Raw genomic sequence first — 15,007 nt, 5'->3', positions numbered from 1 at the left:
GTGTCCACCCTGGTCGCCAGCGTCGCGGCGTACACCGTGCTGCTCACCCTCCTCGTCGCCGTCGGTGAGCACCTGTCGAGACCGGCGGCGCTGGCGACGGCGTTGGCCGCCCACCGGGTGGTTCCCGCGCCGGCCGCTGTCGCGGCGGTCGTCATCGCCGCCGAGGGGCTGCTCGGCGCGGCCGGGGTGCTCGCCCTGCTCCGGGACGACGGTGGCCGGCTGCTGGGCGTGGTCCTGGCCGGCGGTGCCGCGCTGCTCGCCGGCTACGCGGGCTACGGCCTCTACCTGAGGTCGACCGGGCGGGCCGTCCCCTGCGGATGCTCGCGGGTCGAGGTGCCGATGAGCGGCTGGGTGGTGGCCCGCGCGGCCACGCTCGCCGGCGCGGCCCTGATCGGGTCGCTGCTCTCCGGCGCGGTGCTGCCGGTGTGGCGGGCCGACGCCGCACTCGCGGTCGTGCTGCTCGCCGCGGCGACGTTCACCGCGCTCCTGGCGCATCTGCCCGCCGCCATGCACCAGCCGAACGCGCAGCACCCGCCCACCCGGGTGGGACGAGGAGGTGTACCCGGATGAGTTTCCAGACCAGCGCGCTGATCCTGAGCTGGATCGCGATCCTGCTGCTGTCCCTCGTGGTGTCCGGCCTGGTCCGTCAGGTGCACGCGCTCGCCAACGGCAGCGTCGCCCGTCCCGGGTCCGTCGGCCTGCGGCCCGGCTCTCCGGCGCCCCGGTTCGGCGAGCTGGCGCCACCCGCCCCGGCCACCCTGGTCCTGCTCTTCCTCGACCAGGGCTGCTCGACCTGCGACCATCTGCTCGCCGAGGCCACCCAACAGGCCGACCGGCCCGACGTTGTGCTCCGGGTCCTCTACCGGGAGGCCGCCCCGCCGCATCCGGCCGACCTGCCGGTGACCGTCCTCGGCGAGCAGGCCGACCTGTTCGACCGCTACGACGCGATCGCCACCCCGTTCGCGGTCGTGGTCGACGCGACCGGGCACGTCCGGCGATCCGAAGCCGTCGGCTCCCGGGCAGCCCTGCGGCAGCTGCTCGATCAGGTCGACCACCCGTCCGGCGGCGCGGCCGCGCCGACCGTCCACCCGATCCAGCGGGGAGGCTCGCGGTGAGCACTCTCGACACCGTGCCCGCGCTGCGGGGGACGGACCCGGGCACCGGCACGGCGTCCAGGCGGCGCCCGCCGGCTGGCCGGGCCCGGAGCCGGCTCACCGAGTCGTGGGCGCTGTCCCGCCGCACGCTGCTGCAGGCCGGCACCGCGGTGGGCATGGCGGCGCTGAGCATCTTTCCGGCCGCCCGCCGCGCCTACGCCGACGGATACGACATCTACGGCAGCTGCCCGTCGTACGCCAGCGACCAGAACTGTTCGCCCGGCTGCGGTCCGAGCCCGATCTTCGCCGCCGCCTGCAACACCAGCGGCACGTACGCGGGCTTCCACAAGAACGACGGCACCACCTGGAAGCTGCGCCCGAACCAGTGCTACGCCGGCACGTACGACGGCTGGCTGTGGCGCTATCAGGGCGCCTGCGGCGCCTGCGCCTGTTCGGTCGAGCGGCGCTGTCACGACGGCTACCGGAAGACCAGCTCGGGCTGGGTCAGGTCGATCTGCCGCTGGAACACCGACTGCGGGTGCCTCACCTCGGTCAACTGGCCCAGCACCCGCCGGGGCCAGAGCGGCGCGAACGTCTACACCGTGCAGTACCTGCTGAGCGCGCGGGGCCACAGCACCACCAAGGACGGGGTCTTCGGCAGCGGCACCGAGACCCGGGTGAAACAGTTCCAGTCTGCCAAGGGCATTCCGGCGAACGGCGTCGTCGACGCACAGACCTGGCGCCTCCTGGTCTTCACCGTCTCGGCGACCGGCATCACGGTGACCAAGACCGTCGGTTCCCGGACGGTGGTGGTGCACTACCCCTACAACGGCGACGTCGTGCGGGCCGTGCAGCGCCAGCTCAACAAGCACGCGCACGGGCTCACCGTCGACGGCGTCTTCGGTTCGGCGACCGACGCCGCGGTACGGGACTTCCAGCGACAGAACGGGCTCACCGTCGACGGCATCGTGGGCGAGAGCAGCTGGCGGACGCTCACCGGCGGCGCCGTGTGACGGGTCAGCCGTCACCCGTCCGGCGCGTTCCACCGGTGCGCCGCTGGGCCACCGACCCGCTCGCCCCCGTCCTGGTGCTCGCCGTGGGCGCGATGCTCGCCGCCGCGTACGGGCACCCGCTCACCTGGGCGGTGCTCGGCGGGCTGGCCGGCTACACCCTCTCCGGCTCGGTTTGAACGCGCAACAGCGCGTACGCGCTGGCCTCGCCCGGGCGGCGAGATCGGAATCCGCAGGGGAAGCTGCTCACCCTGTTCGTCCTGGGGCTCATCGCCGGCGGCCTGCTCAGCGGGTTGGTCCTCGGTGCGCTCTCCGGGCTGTCGGCACCGTTGCCGCCGGCCTGGCGGTACGGGGCGATCGTGGGGGTGGCGCTGCTCGGATTGCTGCGGGAGACCGGGGTGGTGACGATCCGCATGCCGCAGAACGCCCGTCAGGTGCCGCAGGACGTGTTGCGGCGCAACCCCTCACGAGGGGCGCTGCGATTCGGCTTCGAGCTCGGCACCGGCGTGCGGACGTACGTCTCGGCCACCGCCCCGTACGTGCTCGCCGTCGCGGTTCTCCTCGGCGGCCAACGCCTGCAGGTCGCCGCGCTCGCCGGGCTCGGTTTCGGGGTGGGGCGCGCCGCCACTCCGCTCTTCCGCCGCGCCTCCGGCGCGGTCGAGGGCTGGGACGCCGACCTGCGGGCCCGGCTGCGCGTCATCACCGTCGGCGGGTGCGCCGTGCTCGCCGCCGGTTTCGGCCTGCTCTTCCTGCACCAGCTGTAGTGGCGGGAAGGAATTGTTGCCGCGCAGGGTGCGTCAGTCCGGCAGGCGGTCGAGCAGAAGACCGACGCCGACGGCCACCATGCCGAAGCCGGACAGGCGACTGACGACCCGGGCCGCGACGGGCCGGGCGCGCAGCACGGTCCGGGCGAGGCGCCCGATCAGCGCGTAGAACGCGGCACAGGAAAGGGTGAACATCAGCCCGAGCACGCCGAGCTGCACCGCGATCGGCCAGTCCCCCGCCGGATCGGTGAACTGCGGCAGCAGGGCGAGGAAGAGCAGCAGCGCCTTCGGGTTCAGGCCGCTCACCCCCACCCCACGCACCAGGATGGACCAGCGTCCGCGCGGCTCGGGCCCGTTCGGGTGCGCAGCCGTCGGGGCGGGACCGGCCGGGTTGGCGAGAGTGCTGGTCCCCAGCCAGATCAGGTAGAGGCCACCGGCGAGGGTGAGCACCGTCAGGGCCATCGGCGTACCGGCGACGAGCGCTCCGGTGCCGGCGGCGACCACCAGCGTCATCGCGGTGTAGCCGAGCACCAGACCCCCGACCGCCGGGGCCACCGGGTCGCCTTTCAGCGCGGTGCCGAGGGTGAACGCCCAGTCGGCGCCGGGGACGACGATGAGCAGGAGGGCCACCGTCCAGAAGGCGAGCAACGAGGTGACGGCCATGGGAAACTCTTCCATCGATGAGGCTGTTGATGGAAACGCTATGCGTCATCGGCCGGAAAGTGGTTCCATCTTTACCCTCTAAGCCCCGCTCTTTGGGAAGGATCTGCTGCGTGGACCGGATCGACCGGAAGATTCTTGCTGAGCTGCAGTCCGACGGCCGGCTCACCGTCACCGACCTGGCGGCCCGGGTCGGGCTGAGCGTCTCCCCCTGTCACCGCCGGCTGCGCGAGCTGGAGCGCGCCGGCACGATCCGGGGCTACCGCGCCGTGGTGAACCCCGCGGCGCTCGGTCTCACCTTCGAGGCGCTGCTCTTCGTCACGATGCGGCAGGAGGACCGCGACACGCTGCTCGGCTTCGAGGCGGCGGTCGCCCGGATACCGAACGTGGTGCAGGCCCAACGACTCTTCGGCGACCCCGACTACCTGCTGCGGATCGTCACCGCCGATCTCGGCGCCTACCAGCGCCTGGAGGACGACGTCCTGGCCACGCTGCCCGGGGTGCAGCGGCTGACCTCGACCCTGGTCATGAAGAACGTCGTCACCGAGCGTCCGCTACCCGCCTGAGCCTGGCCGCCGTGGCCGCGTCGGCCAGGGCGGCGCCACCGTAGCGCCCCTCGACGAACAGCCCGATCCCGGTCAGCGGCGTCCGGCCGCCGCGCCCGCGGGGTCGTCCGCGGTGGCCGGCACGACGCCGTAGAGCAGTCGCAGGGTCGCGTCGGTGAGCTCGTCCAGCAGGTCGTCGTCGGACTGCTCGTTTGGGTGGGCGAAAGCCTGCGCGAACATGAGCAACCGCAGGTTGACCACCATGAAGGCGAGCAACTCGGGTCGCGCCGGCACGGTGCGGCCCGAGCGGGCGTCGCGCTCGATGCGCCGCCGCATCGCGCCGCACCCGGTGGCGAGCGCCTTCTCCCGGACGGCGAGCACGTCGGGCCCGGGGTCGGGGGAGAGGAAAGCCTCACTCAGCCAGCGACCGTCGACCTTCCAGCGCTTCAGCCCACTCGCGAACCCCCGCCGCAGCGCGGCGCGGTCGAGGCCGTCCGACTCCAGCCACTCGCTCATCTCCTGGTCGAACGTGCCGCCCGTCTGGGCGCACACCTCGGCGAGGAGGGCCTGCTTGGACTCGAAGTAGAAGTAGAAGCCGGAGCGGGTGATGCCGGCCGCGGCGGCCACCTCGTCGATGGTGATCTGAGCCACCGGCCTGCTGCGCAGCAGACCCACGGCGGCATCGAGCAACGCCCGCTCGCGTTGATCACCCTTGGTGGGCCCGCGTCGGCCTCCGGAAGCTGCCATGCCGCCACTCTACCTCGCGTCAAAGGTAGTCGACGTCACGTCGAATTTTTTTGACGCCGCGTTGAAAAAGCAGCTCGTCCGGCCTAGCTTTGGCGCGTCGCCAAGCGAAAGTGAGTCATCACGATGTCGAACCCGGTCGATCACCGGCCCGCCTCCCGGCTACTGCTGCCGGTCGCCGCCTACGGCGTGCTGCTGCTCACCGTCCTGCAGTCGATGGTCGTGCCGATCCTCAGTCAGATCCAGGTCGCACTGCACTCGACGGCCGGCGCGGTCAGCTGGGTCCTCACCGTCAACCTGCTGGCCGCCGCCGTACTGACGCCCGTCCTGGGCCGGCTCGGCGACCTGCGCGGCCGGCGGGTCGTGCTGCTCGCCGTGCTCGCCGTCGTGCTGGCCGGCTCGTTGCTCGCCGCCACCACCGACAACCTGCCCCTGCTGCTGCTCGCCCGCGCGATGCAGGGCGTCAGCTACGCGCTCTTCCCCCTCGGCATCGGCATGCTGCGGGACGAACTGCCGCCGACCAGACTCACCGGCCCGATGGCCATCGTGAGTGGCGCGGTCGCGGTCGGCAGCGGCCTCGGCCTGGTCGCCACCGGTCTGCTGGTCGGCGACGGCGGGAACTACCACCGGGTCTTCTGGCTCGCCAGCGCGCTGAGCGTGCTCGGACTTGTCGCCACCTGGCTGGTCGTACCCCGTCGCCGGCCCTCCGCCACCGGCCGCATCGACTGGGCCGGCGCCGGCCTGCTCGGCGCCGCGCTGGTCCTCCTGCTGCTCCCACTGGAGAAGGGGAACGACTGGGGCTGGAGCTCCGCCCGGGTCCTCGGGATGTTCGCGGCGGCGGTCGCCGCCTTCGCCCTCTTCGTCCTGGTGGAACGGCGCGTCGCCCAGCCGCTGGTCAGCCTGCGCATGTTCAGCCACCGCCCGCTGGCCATCGCCAACCTCGCCGGGCTGCTGCTCGGCGCGCTGATGTTCGTCGGGTTCCTCACCGTCTCGGCGTTCGTGCAGACGCCACCCGCCCTGGCCGGGTACGGCTTCGCCGCGACGGTGCTCGCCACCAGCGTGGTCTATCTGCTGCCGGGCACGCTCAGCGGTGTCATCACCGCGCCGCTCGGCGGCCGGCTCGTCGCCCGGTACGGCGCGAAGCCGACGCTGGCGCTCGCCCTGATCCTGCCCGCGGGCGGGTTTCTCCTGCTGGCCGTCCTGCACTCCGCGACCTGGCAGCTCATCCTCGGCGCGTTCCTGATCCTGAACGGCGTCACGCTGGGCTACGCGGCCCTGCCGGCGCTGCTGGTCGCGCACGTCACGCCCGCCGAGACCGGCATCGCCAACAGCGTCAACTCGATCGCCCGGTCGGTCGGGAGCGCGATCGCCAGCGCGCTGGTGGTGACTATGCTCAGCCGCAACCCGGTGCCGGGCTTGCCGGTGCCGCTGCCGCAGGTGTCGCAGTACGTCGTGCTCCTCGCGGTGGCCGCGGCCGTCGCCGCGCTGGCCGCGGTGCTCGTCGTCGTCGGACTGCCGCGCCGTGCGCGCCCGCTGGTGACGCCCGCCCAGGTCGAGGCGGAGGACGTGCTCGGCGCCGCCGGGCTGGACATTCCCGCCCCGCTGCGCCCCGCGCCGGCCAGCTGACCGAATCGCCCGACCGGCCCGGGCTCGCCAGGCCCGGCACGGACGCGGCCCGGCACGGCAGCGGCCAGGCACGGCAGCGGCCAGGCACGGATGCGGCCGGCTCGGGCGCCGACCCGACACCGGCGGTGCCCTGCCCGGTACGACGCGGGACAGGGCACCGCCGGGGACGGGCTGGTCGGCGAGTGGGGAGACTGGCGGCATGTCCTCGACGATGCTGGTGCTCGGGCCGAAGCTCTGGGTGGCGATGGCCGCGCTGGCCGCCACCGCGGCGGCCGTGGCGACGCTGGGGCGGCTGGGGCACGGCCGGCAGATCCTGGTCGCCGCCGGCCGCGCGGCGGCCCAACTGACGGCCGTGTCGCTGCTGATCACGGCCATCGTCGCCTCGCTCTGGGCGACGGCCGGCTTCGTCGTCCTGATGTGCGTGGTGGCGGCCGGCACCGCCGGCCGGCGGATCACCAGCGGCGCGCGCGGTTGGTGGGCGGGGGTACCGATCGTCGCGGGCAGCCTCGCCGTCGTGGCGGGGCTGCTCGTCGCCGGCCTGGTGCCGGCGCGCGGGATCGCGGTCATCCCGGTGGCCGGCATTCTGATCGGTGGGGCGATGACCGCCACGTCGCTGGCCGGCCGGCGGGCGCTCGACGAGCTGACCGGCCGGCGGGGCGAGGTCGAGGCGGCGCTCGCGCTCGGCCTTCTGCCCCGGGACGCGGTGCTGCTGGTGTGCCGGTCGGCCGCCGCCCAGGCGCTGATACCGGCGCTGGACCAGACCCGCACGGTGGGTCTGGTGACCCTGCCCGGGGCGTTCGTCGGCGTGCTGCTGGGTGGGGCGAGCCCGCTGGCGGCCGGAATCACGCAGCTCTTCGTGCTGATCGGGCTCCTCGCCGTGGAGGCCGTCGCGGTCGTCATCACCGTCGAGCTGGTGGCCCGGGGTCGACTGCGCCCCGCCGAGCCGGTGCCGGCGCTGGCCGGATAGCACCGGGCTGGCGCGCGTCGATCCGGCCGTCGGCCCGGTCCACGCGGACGGTCGGAGGCCGCGGGGCGCGACCGGAACTCGTTGGCTTTCCGCCGGGGCCCGCCTATGGTGGGCGGATGCCACTGGTCGGTCCGGGTGCCGCCACCGTCACGACGTTGACGGCGGTTCACGCTGCCCACCGGTCGGCCTCCGTCTCGCTGCGGGTCTGCCCGTCCGCCGGTGGGCGCCTCGTGCCCGCCCGGGTCACCCGAGAGCTGGCAACGTGCGCCGCGACCGGCCGTGGCCCACCGGCGAATCCGTTTACCACCGCAACGGACGCCAAGGGCGAAGCTTTCCGCTTCGGCCCTTTTTCTTTTTCCCCAAGGAGATCACCATGAGCAGCGGCATCGACCAGCGGGCCGAGCGGGACCGGCTCGCCGATCTACGAACGTCCCTCGCCAAGGAGTTCGAGGCCCAGACGGCCAGACTCACCGAGCTCACCGCCGACACCGGCGACCCGGGCCAGGACCACACCCAGTCGGCGCTCATCGCGGCCACCCGGCAGAGCCTCGACGAGGTCGCCGGCGCGTTGCGCCGCATCGCCGACGGCAGCTACGGCGTCTGCGAACGGTGCCAGGGCGACATCCCCGCGGAGCGGCTCGAGATCCGGCCGCAGTCCCGCTTCTGCGTGCCCTGCCAGCAGAAGCAGGGCCGCTGACTGGCGGGGGCCGCCGTGCCGGCACGGGCACGGCGGCCCCACGGGCGGTCGAAGAGTGATCGCCGCCGGATGGTGATCAGGCCGGCCGTCGTGAAGATCCTCTGAGTCGGGCGACGAGAATGTCGCACGCTCCGGAGACGGCGACGCTGGCCTACGAATCCGCCCTGGTGACGCCGCCGGAGCATCCCGCGCCGGCCGGACCGTCGGCGTGCTGCGCGCAGGCGTTGCCGGACCCGGCAGGGTCCGCCTCGCCAACCAGCGCCGCGAGCGGCGCCCGACCGATCGGGGTGGACCGCGACGAACGGATGGTCGCCGGTCCGCGCCGACCGGGATCAGCGGACTGTCCGCCGCCCCGGCCTTCGTGCCGGGGCGGCGGGCTGCTCAGCAGCGGGGTACGCCGGGGATGTAGCCGCTCTGCCCGGTGTAGACGTACGCGTCGGAGACGTAGCGGTTGGTGCCGATCCGGTTCCAGACGTTGGTGGTGCCGTACGGTCCGGTGACCGTGCTGCCGGCGGCCTGGCAGTAGATGCTGACCGTGGCACCGTCGGCGACCGTCCCGACGACCGGATAGCTGGCGCCCGGCCCGGAGCGGACGTTCAGGTTGGCCGAGGAGGTGTCCACCGTGCCGGAGCCGATGCCGGTGACGCCGTTGACCAGCTGCAGGTAGTAGGTCCAGTTCCAGTTCGGTCCCGGATCGGTGTGGGTCGCGCCGGGCACCTCGACGTGCCCGATGATGTGCGCCCGGTCCCGGGGGATGCCGTACTTGGCGGTGAGGCTGCGGGTGAGCGCGGCGGAGGCGCGGTACATCGCGTCGGTGAACCAGGCGGGGTTGTCGACGTACCCCTCGTGCTCGATGCCGATCGACTGGGTGTTGTAGGTCCAGTTGCCGGCGTGCCAGCCGATGTCCTTCTCCCGGACCGACTGGGTGACCGCGCCGTCGGAGGAGCGGAAGGTGTAGTGCGCGCTGACCTTCGCGGCCGGGTTCTGGAACCAGCTGATCGAGCCGGCGTACGAGCCCTGCGTCATGTGGATGACGACATAGCGGATCGGGTGGCTGGTGGGCCGGCTGGCCACGGTGTAGTTGCTGGTGCTGGCAGGCGCCCACGCCGCGGGCGCGTAGTCGGTGCTGAGGGTGCCGATGTCCGTCGGCCCGGCGGCCCGCTCCAGCGGCCCCCGCTGCGGGACGACCGCCTGACCGGCCACCGCCACACCCCGCTCCGAGCTGAAGCCGGTCCGCAGCAGGTCGTAGACGGCGTCGGCGTAGAGCCGGGCGACCGACTGGTCGCTCGCGCCGCCGTAGCGGGCGACCGGCCCGTACCACCGGCCGGCGTCGTCGCGGTCGGTCGCGGTGAGGCCGGCCTGGTCGGCGTACCCGCGCAGCACGGCGGCCGCCCCGAGCACGTTCGCCGCCGGGTCGGTCCGCAACACGGCCGGGTCGAGGCGGGTACGGGCGGCCGCCTCGTCGAGGGTGCGCAGCCGCGGGTTGCGGACCAGGTGCATCAGCCCGTACCCGCCCGCGGCGCTGGGCTCACCGGCGTGCATGTCCAGCCGGGTCTCCGCGTAGCCGAGCGCGACGAGCAGGTCGCGGGGCACGTCGTAGCGGTCGGCCGCGGTGTCGAACGCGGCGGTCAGCGGTCCGTCCGGGGCCGCCGCCCGGACCGGGTCGGCGGCACCGGGCGAGGCGGTCGCGAGCTGGCCGGCCAGGGCGGTGGTCAGGGCGAGCAGGCCGCCGAGCAGGAGCCGGGCCGGGCGGGCGGGAGGTGCTGCGGGCATGTGCCACTCCTTCCTGAGGTCGGCCGCCGGTGTGCGCCGGCGGCCGACCGAGGGTCACGCTGGTCAGCACCAGCCGTTGATCGGACCGTTGACCCCGGTCCAGAGGTACGCGTCGGAGACCCAACTGCCGTCGCTGAGCCGGTCCCAGAGCGCGGTGGTGCCGTAGCGCCCGGTGTGCGAGGTGCCGTTGGCCGAGCAGGAGACGGTGACGGTGCCGCCGTCGGCCAGCGAGCCGAGCGCGGCGTACCCGGTGCCCGGCCCGGCGCGCCGGGTCAGTGACCCGCCGCCGTTGGCGTCGACGACGCCCTGGTTGAGGCCGAGCGCTCCGTGGTTGTAGATCGCGCCACCGACGCCGGTCCACGCCGAGCCGTGCCGGGCCCCGCCCTGGTAGGCCGCGCCGCCGTTGGCGAACGCCCACTTGCCGATGTCGTGCCCGGCGATCGGGACGTAGCTGTTGTTCTGTCGAAGTCCGAAGTGGACGTGTCGGCCGGAGGCGGCCCCGCCGCAGGTGACGTCGGTGCCGGTGTAGCCCAGGAAGGCGCCTTGCGCGACGCTCGCCCCGTTGACGGCGATGTTGCTCCACAGGTGGTAGTAGTCGGTCGCGTAGCCCCGGTCGTGGATGACCCGGATCCAGCCCTGACACATGGTGTACGCGGTGCCGGCGCGGGCGGCCCGGACCACCTGGTCGCCGCCGGCGAGGTCGATCGAGCTGTACGGCGATTCGCTGCCGCCCCAGCCGTGCGGGCCACCGCTGAGCGTCCAGGTCTGCCCGACCGCGAACGGCAGCGCCATCCCGGTGCGGTAGTCCCCGCCCGCGTAGAGCGGCGCGGGCGCGGTGCCGAAGACCCGCTTCTCCTCCCCCGTCACCAGGGGCGACTCGGCGGCCATCGCGCCGAACGCCGCCTCGCCGTCGAAGGCGACCCGCCAGCCGCCGGGCTCGGCACGGGCGACGAAGACCGCGCCGGTCGGGTGGGCGTCGACCCGGTGGGGCGCCAGGGCCACGGCGGTGCCGAACGCCCATCCGGCGCCGCTCCGGCTGACCGTGACCCGGGTCTGCGGGTCGGCGTGCCCGGCGCGCGCCGGCCCGCGCAGCCGGTCGGCGACGGCGTCGGTGAGGGTCGCGGTGGTGGGCGACGGCGCGGCGGGCGCGGCGGTGGCCGGCCCGGCCACGACCGGGCCGGTGAGCGTCAGCAGGGCCAGGGCCGCGCCGCCGGCCCATCGTCGAGTGCGCATCTTCGGCGACCTCTCTTCCTTCGCGGTTGGGTTGGTCAGGCCGGCACGACGGTGAGGTGCGGGCCTGCGGCCGGCGGCTGACCGGCGAGACTGAGCAGGGTGTGCCCGGTCGCGTCGTCGACCACGGCGACCCGTACCGACTCCGGTGCCGGCTCGACCAGCGGCACGGCGAACACCGCGGTCACCGCCCGGCCCTGGTAGCGCGCGGCGTGCCCCACGAAGCGCCATCCGCCGTCGTCCCAGTGCTCGCGCACGTCGGAGCGGAGCAGTGGCGCGACCCGCCGGTAGGCCTCACTGAGCTGGAGCTGCTGCACGCTGGCGAGCAGCGGCACGCCGGAGCCACCACGCAGCGGGTGGGTCAGCCGGACGCGCAGTTGGCGCAGCGGCAGCAGCCAGGCCCGGTCCAGCTCCGGCGAGAGGGCGACCACCGCCGACAGCTCGACCAGCAGCACGGCCGCGCCGGCCACCGGCCGTCCGGAGAGCGCGGCGAGCCAGCCGCCGGTGGCCAGCGTGCCCAGCCCACCCGCCGCCGCCAGCACCCCGGCACGGATGAGGCTGCGTCCGGAGATCGGGGTCGCCTGGGCGCTCAGGCAGCCGCAGGAGGATGTCGGCGCGGCCCGGCGGGCGTAGCCGAGGTAGCCGAGGAAGCCGACGGCCAGCACGGTGGCGGCGACCGCCTCCAGCCGCAGCACGGGCGGCAGGAGGAGCAGCGCGCCGAGGGTCAGCTCGACCCCGCCGAGCAGCCGGTACGCGGGCAGCGCCCGACGCTGCCCGAGCAGCCGGGGAAGCACCGAGCGCTCGACGGTCGCGGCGGCGTGCCGGTTGAGGAGTTTGACGCGGGCGGACCAGAGCAGCACCATGCCGACGACCAGTGGTTGCAGCGCCGCGATCATCTCGATCATGGGTTCTCCCCTCGGGTGGGTCGCCGGCGACGCCCGGGCGGTGGCGGCCGCGTGGCTTCGCGCCGCCCGGGTGTCGCGCGGTCAGGCGGCGGCGTAGACGGTGGCGATGTCGATCTCGTTGGTGTCCGGGTGCCAGGCGCCGAGGACCTGGACGTGCCGGCCCACCCGCAGCAGCGACATGTCGCTGACCGCGGGCGTGCCGTTGTAGACGGCGGCGGAGCGGTCCGGCACCACGTGCGCGACGATCCGCTGGCCCTTGTGGTCGAGGTGCAGCAGGTTGCGGCCGACCGAGGCGATGTGCCCGTGCAGGTTGACGATGTTCACCCAGACCGAGTCGGCGGCGAGCGTGCCGTCGGGCAGGCGTACGCCGCGGGCGTAGAGCCCGTCGCCGACGGCGACCCGGTCGAAGGTGGTCGGGTGCAGTTTCCAGATGCTCGTGCCGTCGGTGATCCGGATCGAGTGCAGGACGGTGTCCGAGCCGGTGACCAGCAGCATGCTGCCGGAGATCTTGCTGATCCGCCCCTCGGCGAAGTTCGGGTCCGGCAGGCCCGGCCCGACTGCCGTCGCCTCGGCGGCGAAGGCCGCCTCGGGGGCGAGCGAGCCGAGTCCGGTGGCCCCGACCACGCCGCCGAGCGCGGCGGTGGCGAGCAGCCGTCGACGGTCCATCGTCTGGTGCATGGTGGCGCCCTCCCGTTCAGACGGTGTCGACCGAGCAGGGCCGCAGCCCGGTGGAGAGACTGGCGATCACGCTGTACGCCGCGGGCGTCAGGTCGATGATCCGGTTGCTGCCGCAGGCCGAGCCGCAGCAGGTCCGCTCGCCGCAGAACAGGTCGGTCTGCGGCCCGCAGTCGGCGATCGTGGTGCCGATCCGAGCGCCGTTGCACAGGTTGGTGGTGTAGTGCCGGAAGCCGCAGCCGCGGCGGCTCATCCCGGTGACGCCGCAGGCGTCGGGGCGGGTGATGGCCAGGCAGGCGTCCGAGGTGTTGGGCCAGGCGTGCTGGTAGTTGCCCGATCTGCAGGTGCCGCAGGCGCCGCCGCCGGCGGATCCGCACGGGCCCCAGGCGCTGCCGCAGCAGAACCAGGACACCTCGCCTCGCAGAGCTGCCATGGGTGCCTCCTTCCAGAGACAACAATTGACAGTGATGGATATAGACGGAGATTGTTGTGTTACAAACCATCGAAGTCAATCAGTACGACGAAGATTTCCTTCAACCGAATCCGACGCCACGTCGTGGTATGAGCCAGCTGGTATAGAGACAGCTCTATCGATTGCGCATAGGTTGGCGCTGACCTGCCCGCGGCGAACCCAGCCATGCCGCGGCCACCCGCAAGGAGGCACGGATGAGACGAAGCCTCGCCGCCGCGGCAGCAGCCATCCTGCTGCCCGTCGGTGCCCTCACCGCAGTGGCGTCCCCCGCCGCCGCGGCGCCTAGCAGCCCCGGTGTCGCGGCCGGGCCCGACACCACGTCGTCGCCGATGCTCGCCGCGATGCAGCGCGACCTCGGTCTGACCGCCGAGCAGGTACGCGACCGGATCGCGAAGGACGAGAAGGGCAGCCGCACCGACGCCGCCCTGCGTCGGTCGCTCGGCGGCGCGTACGCCGGCGGCTGGCTGGCCGGTGGCGCGCTCGTCGTCGCGGTCACCGACCAGACCGCGGCCGACCGGGTCCGGGCCGCCGGCGCGCAGCCGAGAGTCGTCGCCCGCAGCGGCGCCGAACTCGACCGGATCAAGTCGACGCTCGACCGGCACGCCGCCAAGGCGCCCGCCGCCGCCGTCCCCGGCTGGTACGTCGACGTGGCCACCAACACCGTGGCCGTGCTCGCCCGCGGCGACACCCGCGCGGCCACCGCCTTCGTCCGGGCGAGCCGGGTCGACACCGCCGCCGTCCGGGTGGTCGGCACCACCGAGGCCCCGCGCACCTACTACGACGTCCGGGGCGGCGACGCGTACTACATGGGTGGCCGCTGCTCGGTCGGCTTCTCGGTGACCGGCGGCTTCGTCACCGCCGGGCACTGCGGCACCACCGGCACCGCGACCCAGGGCTACAACCAGGTCGCGCAGGGCACCTTCCGCGGCTCGTCGTTCCCCGGCAACGACTACGCCTGGGTGCAGACCAACTCCAACTGGACCCCGCAGCCCTGGGTGAACAACTACTCCGGCGGCAACGTCACCGTGGCCGGCTCCACCGAGGCGGCGGTCGGCGCGGCCATCTGCCGATCCGGCTCGACCACCGGCTGGCGCTGCGGCTCGATCCAGGCCAAGAACCAGACGGTCAACTACGCGGAAGGCTCGGTCAGCGGCCTGACCCGCACCAACGCCTGTGCCGAGCCCGGCGACTCGGGCGGCTCGTGGCTCTCCGGCCAGCAGGCCCAGGGCGTGACCTCCGGCGGCTCCGGCAACTGCACCTCCGGCGGCACCACCTACTTCCAGCCGGTCAACGAGATCCTCTCCGCGTACGGCCTGACGCTGCGTACCAGCGGCGGCGGTGAGCCTCCGCCGCCCACCGGGTGCAGCGGCTACGAGTCGACCTACACCGGCTCGGTCTCCTCGGGCCAGAGCGCGATCCAGCCGAACGGCAGCTACTACTACTCGTCGGTCTCCGGCACCCACCGCGGTTGCCTCGACGGCCCGACGGGCGCCGACTTCGACCTCTACCTGCAGAAGTGGAACGGCGCCAGCTGGGTCGACGTCGCCGGGGCGTACACCCCCTCCCCGGACGAGACGCTGAGCTACACCGGCACGGCCGGCTACTACCGGTTCGAGGTGCACGCCTACAGCGGCTCCGGCAGCTACTCGCTGGGCATCACCAACCCCTGAGCCCGGCCTGCGCGCCCGGTGCCCCCCGGGTCGCCGCGGTCGTCGCCCGGTGACGGCGGGGTGCGGACCATCAGGTCCGCACCCCGCCGCTCGTCGTCCGGGGCGCAAACCGCAGGCCTGCAAAAGTGGATGCGCAGATAACCCAAGAGGAGACCACACATGGCGGGTGTCGACC

17 protein-coding genes are annotated in these 15,007 nt (G+C 73.6%); 10 read left to right on the top strand and 7 right to left on the bottom strand.

Annotated features, from left to right (window positions below):
* The 5 genes from ACIBBA_RS29850 to ACIBBA_RS29830 all read left to right on the top strand — a co-directional run bounded on the left by ACIBBA_RS29850 (nt 1) and on the right by ACIBBA_RS29830 (nt 2,868).
* The gene (locus tag ACIBBA_RS29850; RefSeq protein ID WP_396701657.1) at nt 1-570 is read left to right on the top strand and encodes a MauE/DoxX family redox-associated membrane protein; all 570 of its coding nucleotides are present in this window, start codon (nt 1-3) and stop codon (nt 568-570) included.
* Nucleotides 567-1,115, top strand: a complete 549-nt coding sequence (locus ACIBBA_RS29845) for a hypothetical protein (protein WP_396701655.1) — start codon at nt 567-569, stop codon at nt 1,113-1,115. Before ACIBBA_RS29850 ends, ACIBBA_RS29845 begins: the two co-directional genes overlap by 4 nt.
* Entirely contained in the window at nt 1,112-2,107 is a 996-nt protein-coding gene (locus ACIBBA_RS29840; RefSeq protein WP_396701654.1) for a peptidoglycan-binding protein, read from the top strand. Before ACIBBA_RS29845 ends, ACIBBA_RS29840 begins: the two co-directional genes overlap by 4 nt.
* 35 nt (nt 2,108-2,142) lie before the next feature.
* Nucleotides 2,143-2,283 (top strand): hypothetical protein, encoded by a 141-nt coding sequence (locus ACIBBA_RS29835; RefSeq protein WP_396701652.1) that lies wholly within the window; start codon nt 2,143-2,145, stop codon nt 2,281-2,283.
* Nucleotides 2,284-2,397: 114 nt separating this feature from the next.
* Nucleotides 2,398-2,868, top strand: coding sequence for a hypothetical protein (locus ACIBBA_RS29830; RefSeq protein ID WP_396701650.1), 471 nt, complete (start codon nt 2,398-2,400; stop codon nt 2,866-2,868).
* A gap of 33 nt (nt 2,869-2,901) precedes the next feature.
* Here the strand turns inward: ACIBBA_RS29830 and ACIBBA_RS29825 are convergent, their stop codons facing one another.
* On the bottom strand, nt 2,902-3,531 hold the full coding sequence (locus ACIBBA_RS29825) for a LysE family translocator (RefSeq protein WP_396701648.1): 630 nt from the start codon (nt 3,529-3,531) through the stop codon (nt 2,902-2,904).
* Nucleotides 3,532-3,641: 110 nt separating this feature from the next.
* Here ACIBBA_RS29825 and ACIBBA_RS29820 point away from each other — a divergent pair, with 110 nt between their 5' ends.
* Nucleotides 3,642-4,094, top strand: coding sequence for an Lrp/AsnC family transcriptional regulator (locus ACIBBA_RS29820; RefSeq protein WP_350873207.1), 453 nt, complete (start codon nt 3,642-3,644; stop codon nt 4,092-4,094).
* A gap of 72 nt (nt 4,095-4,166) precedes the next feature.
* Here the strand turns inward: ACIBBA_RS29820 and ACIBBA_RS29815 are convergent, their stop codons facing one another.
* The gene (locus ACIBBA_RS29815) at nt 4,167-4,820 is read right to left on the bottom strand and encodes a TetR/AcrR family transcriptional regulator (protein WP_396701646.1); all 654 of its coding nucleotides are present in this window, start codon (nt 4,818-4,820) and stop codon (nt 4,167-4,169) included.
* 123 nt (nt 4,821-4,943) lie between these two features.
* Here ACIBBA_RS29815 and ACIBBA_RS29810 point away from each other — a divergent pair, with 123 nt between their 5' ends.
* The 3 genes from ACIBBA_RS29810 (at nt 4,944) to ACIBBA_RS29800 (ending at nt 8,107) form a co-directional block, all read left to right on the top strand.
* A complete protein-coding gene (locus tag ACIBBA_RS29810) occupies nt 4,944-6,443 on the top strand; it encodes an MFS transporter (RefSeq protein ID WP_396701644.1) in 1,500 nt (499 codons plus the stop codon).
* A gap of 199 nt (nt 6,444-6,642) precedes the next feature.
* Nucleotides 6,643-7,410: an ABC transporter permease gene (locus ACIBBA_RS29805; protein ID WP_396701642.1), complete on the top strand. Its 768-nt coding sequence runs from the start codon at nt 6,643-6,645 to the stop codon at nt 7,408-7,410.
* A gap of 373 nt (nt 7,411-7,783) precedes the next feature.
* Nucleotides 7,784-8,107: a TraR/DksA family transcriptional regulator gene (locus ACIBBA_RS29800; protein ID WP_396701640.1), complete on the top strand. Its 324-nt coding sequence runs from the start codon at nt 7,784-7,786 to the stop codon at nt 8,105-8,107.
* A 381-nt stretch (nt 8,108-8,488) separates the two neighbouring features.
* On the opposite strand, the gene ACIBBA_RS29795 is transcribed toward ACIBBA_RS29800, so the two are convergent.
* The 5 genes from ACIBBA_RS29795 to ACIBBA_RS29775 all read right to left on the bottom strand — a co-directional run bounded on the left by ACIBBA_RS29795 (nt 8,489) and on the right by ACIBBA_RS29775 (nt 13,123).
* The gene (locus tag ACIBBA_RS29795; protein ID WP_396701639.1) at nt 8,489-9,880 is read right to left on the bottom strand and encodes an N-acetylmuramoyl-L-alanine amidase; all 1,392 of its coding nucleotides are present in this window, start codon (nt 9,878-9,880) and stop codon (nt 8,489-8,491) included.
* A gap of 63 nt (nt 9,881-9,943) precedes the next feature.
* Nucleotides 9,944-11,113 (bottom strand): peptidoglycan DD-metalloendopeptidase family protein, encoded by a 1,170-nt coding sequence (locus ACIBBA_RS29790; RefSeq protein WP_396701637.1) that lies wholly within the window; start codon nt 11,111-11,113, stop codon nt 9,944-9,946.
* A gap of 35 nt (nt 11,114-11,148) precedes the next feature.
* Nucleotides 11,149-12,015 (bottom strand): MauE/DoxX family redox-associated membrane protein, encoded by an 867-nt coding sequence (locus ACIBBA_RS29785; protein ID WP_396701635.1) that lies wholly within the window; start codon nt 12,013-12,015, stop codon nt 11,149-11,151.
* An 81-nt stretch (nt 12,016-12,096) separates the two neighbouring features.
* Nucleotides 12,097-12,693, bottom strand: coding sequence for a cell wall protein (locus ACIBBA_RS29780; RefSeq protein ID WP_396701633.1), 597 nt, complete (start codon nt 12,691-12,693; stop codon nt 12,097-12,099).
* A 16-nt stretch (nt 12,694-12,709) separates the two neighbouring features.
* On the bottom strand, nt 12,710-13,123 hold the full coding sequence (locus ACIBBA_RS29775) for a hypothetical protein (RefSeq protein WP_350873220.1): 414 nt from the start codon (nt 13,121-13,123) through the stop codon (nt 12,710-12,712).
* 233 nt (nt 13,124-13,356) lie between these two features.
* On the opposite strand from ACIBBA_RS29775, the gene ACIBBA_RS29770 reads away from it, so the two are divergent.
* Entirely contained in the window at nt 13,357-14,832 is a 1,476-nt protein-coding gene (locus ACIBBA_RS29770) for a S1 family peptidase (protein WP_396701631.1), read from the top strand.
* Nucleotides 14,833-15,007 lie beyond the last annotated feature (175 nt).

It is taken from the genome of Micromonospora sp. NPDC051006 (assembly GCF_044456245.1).
Taxonomy (GTDB): Bacteria; Actinomycetota; Actinomycetes; order Mycobacteriales; family Micromonosporaceae; genus Micromonospora.
This window is presented reverse-complemented; position numbering and strand designations above follow the sequence as displayed.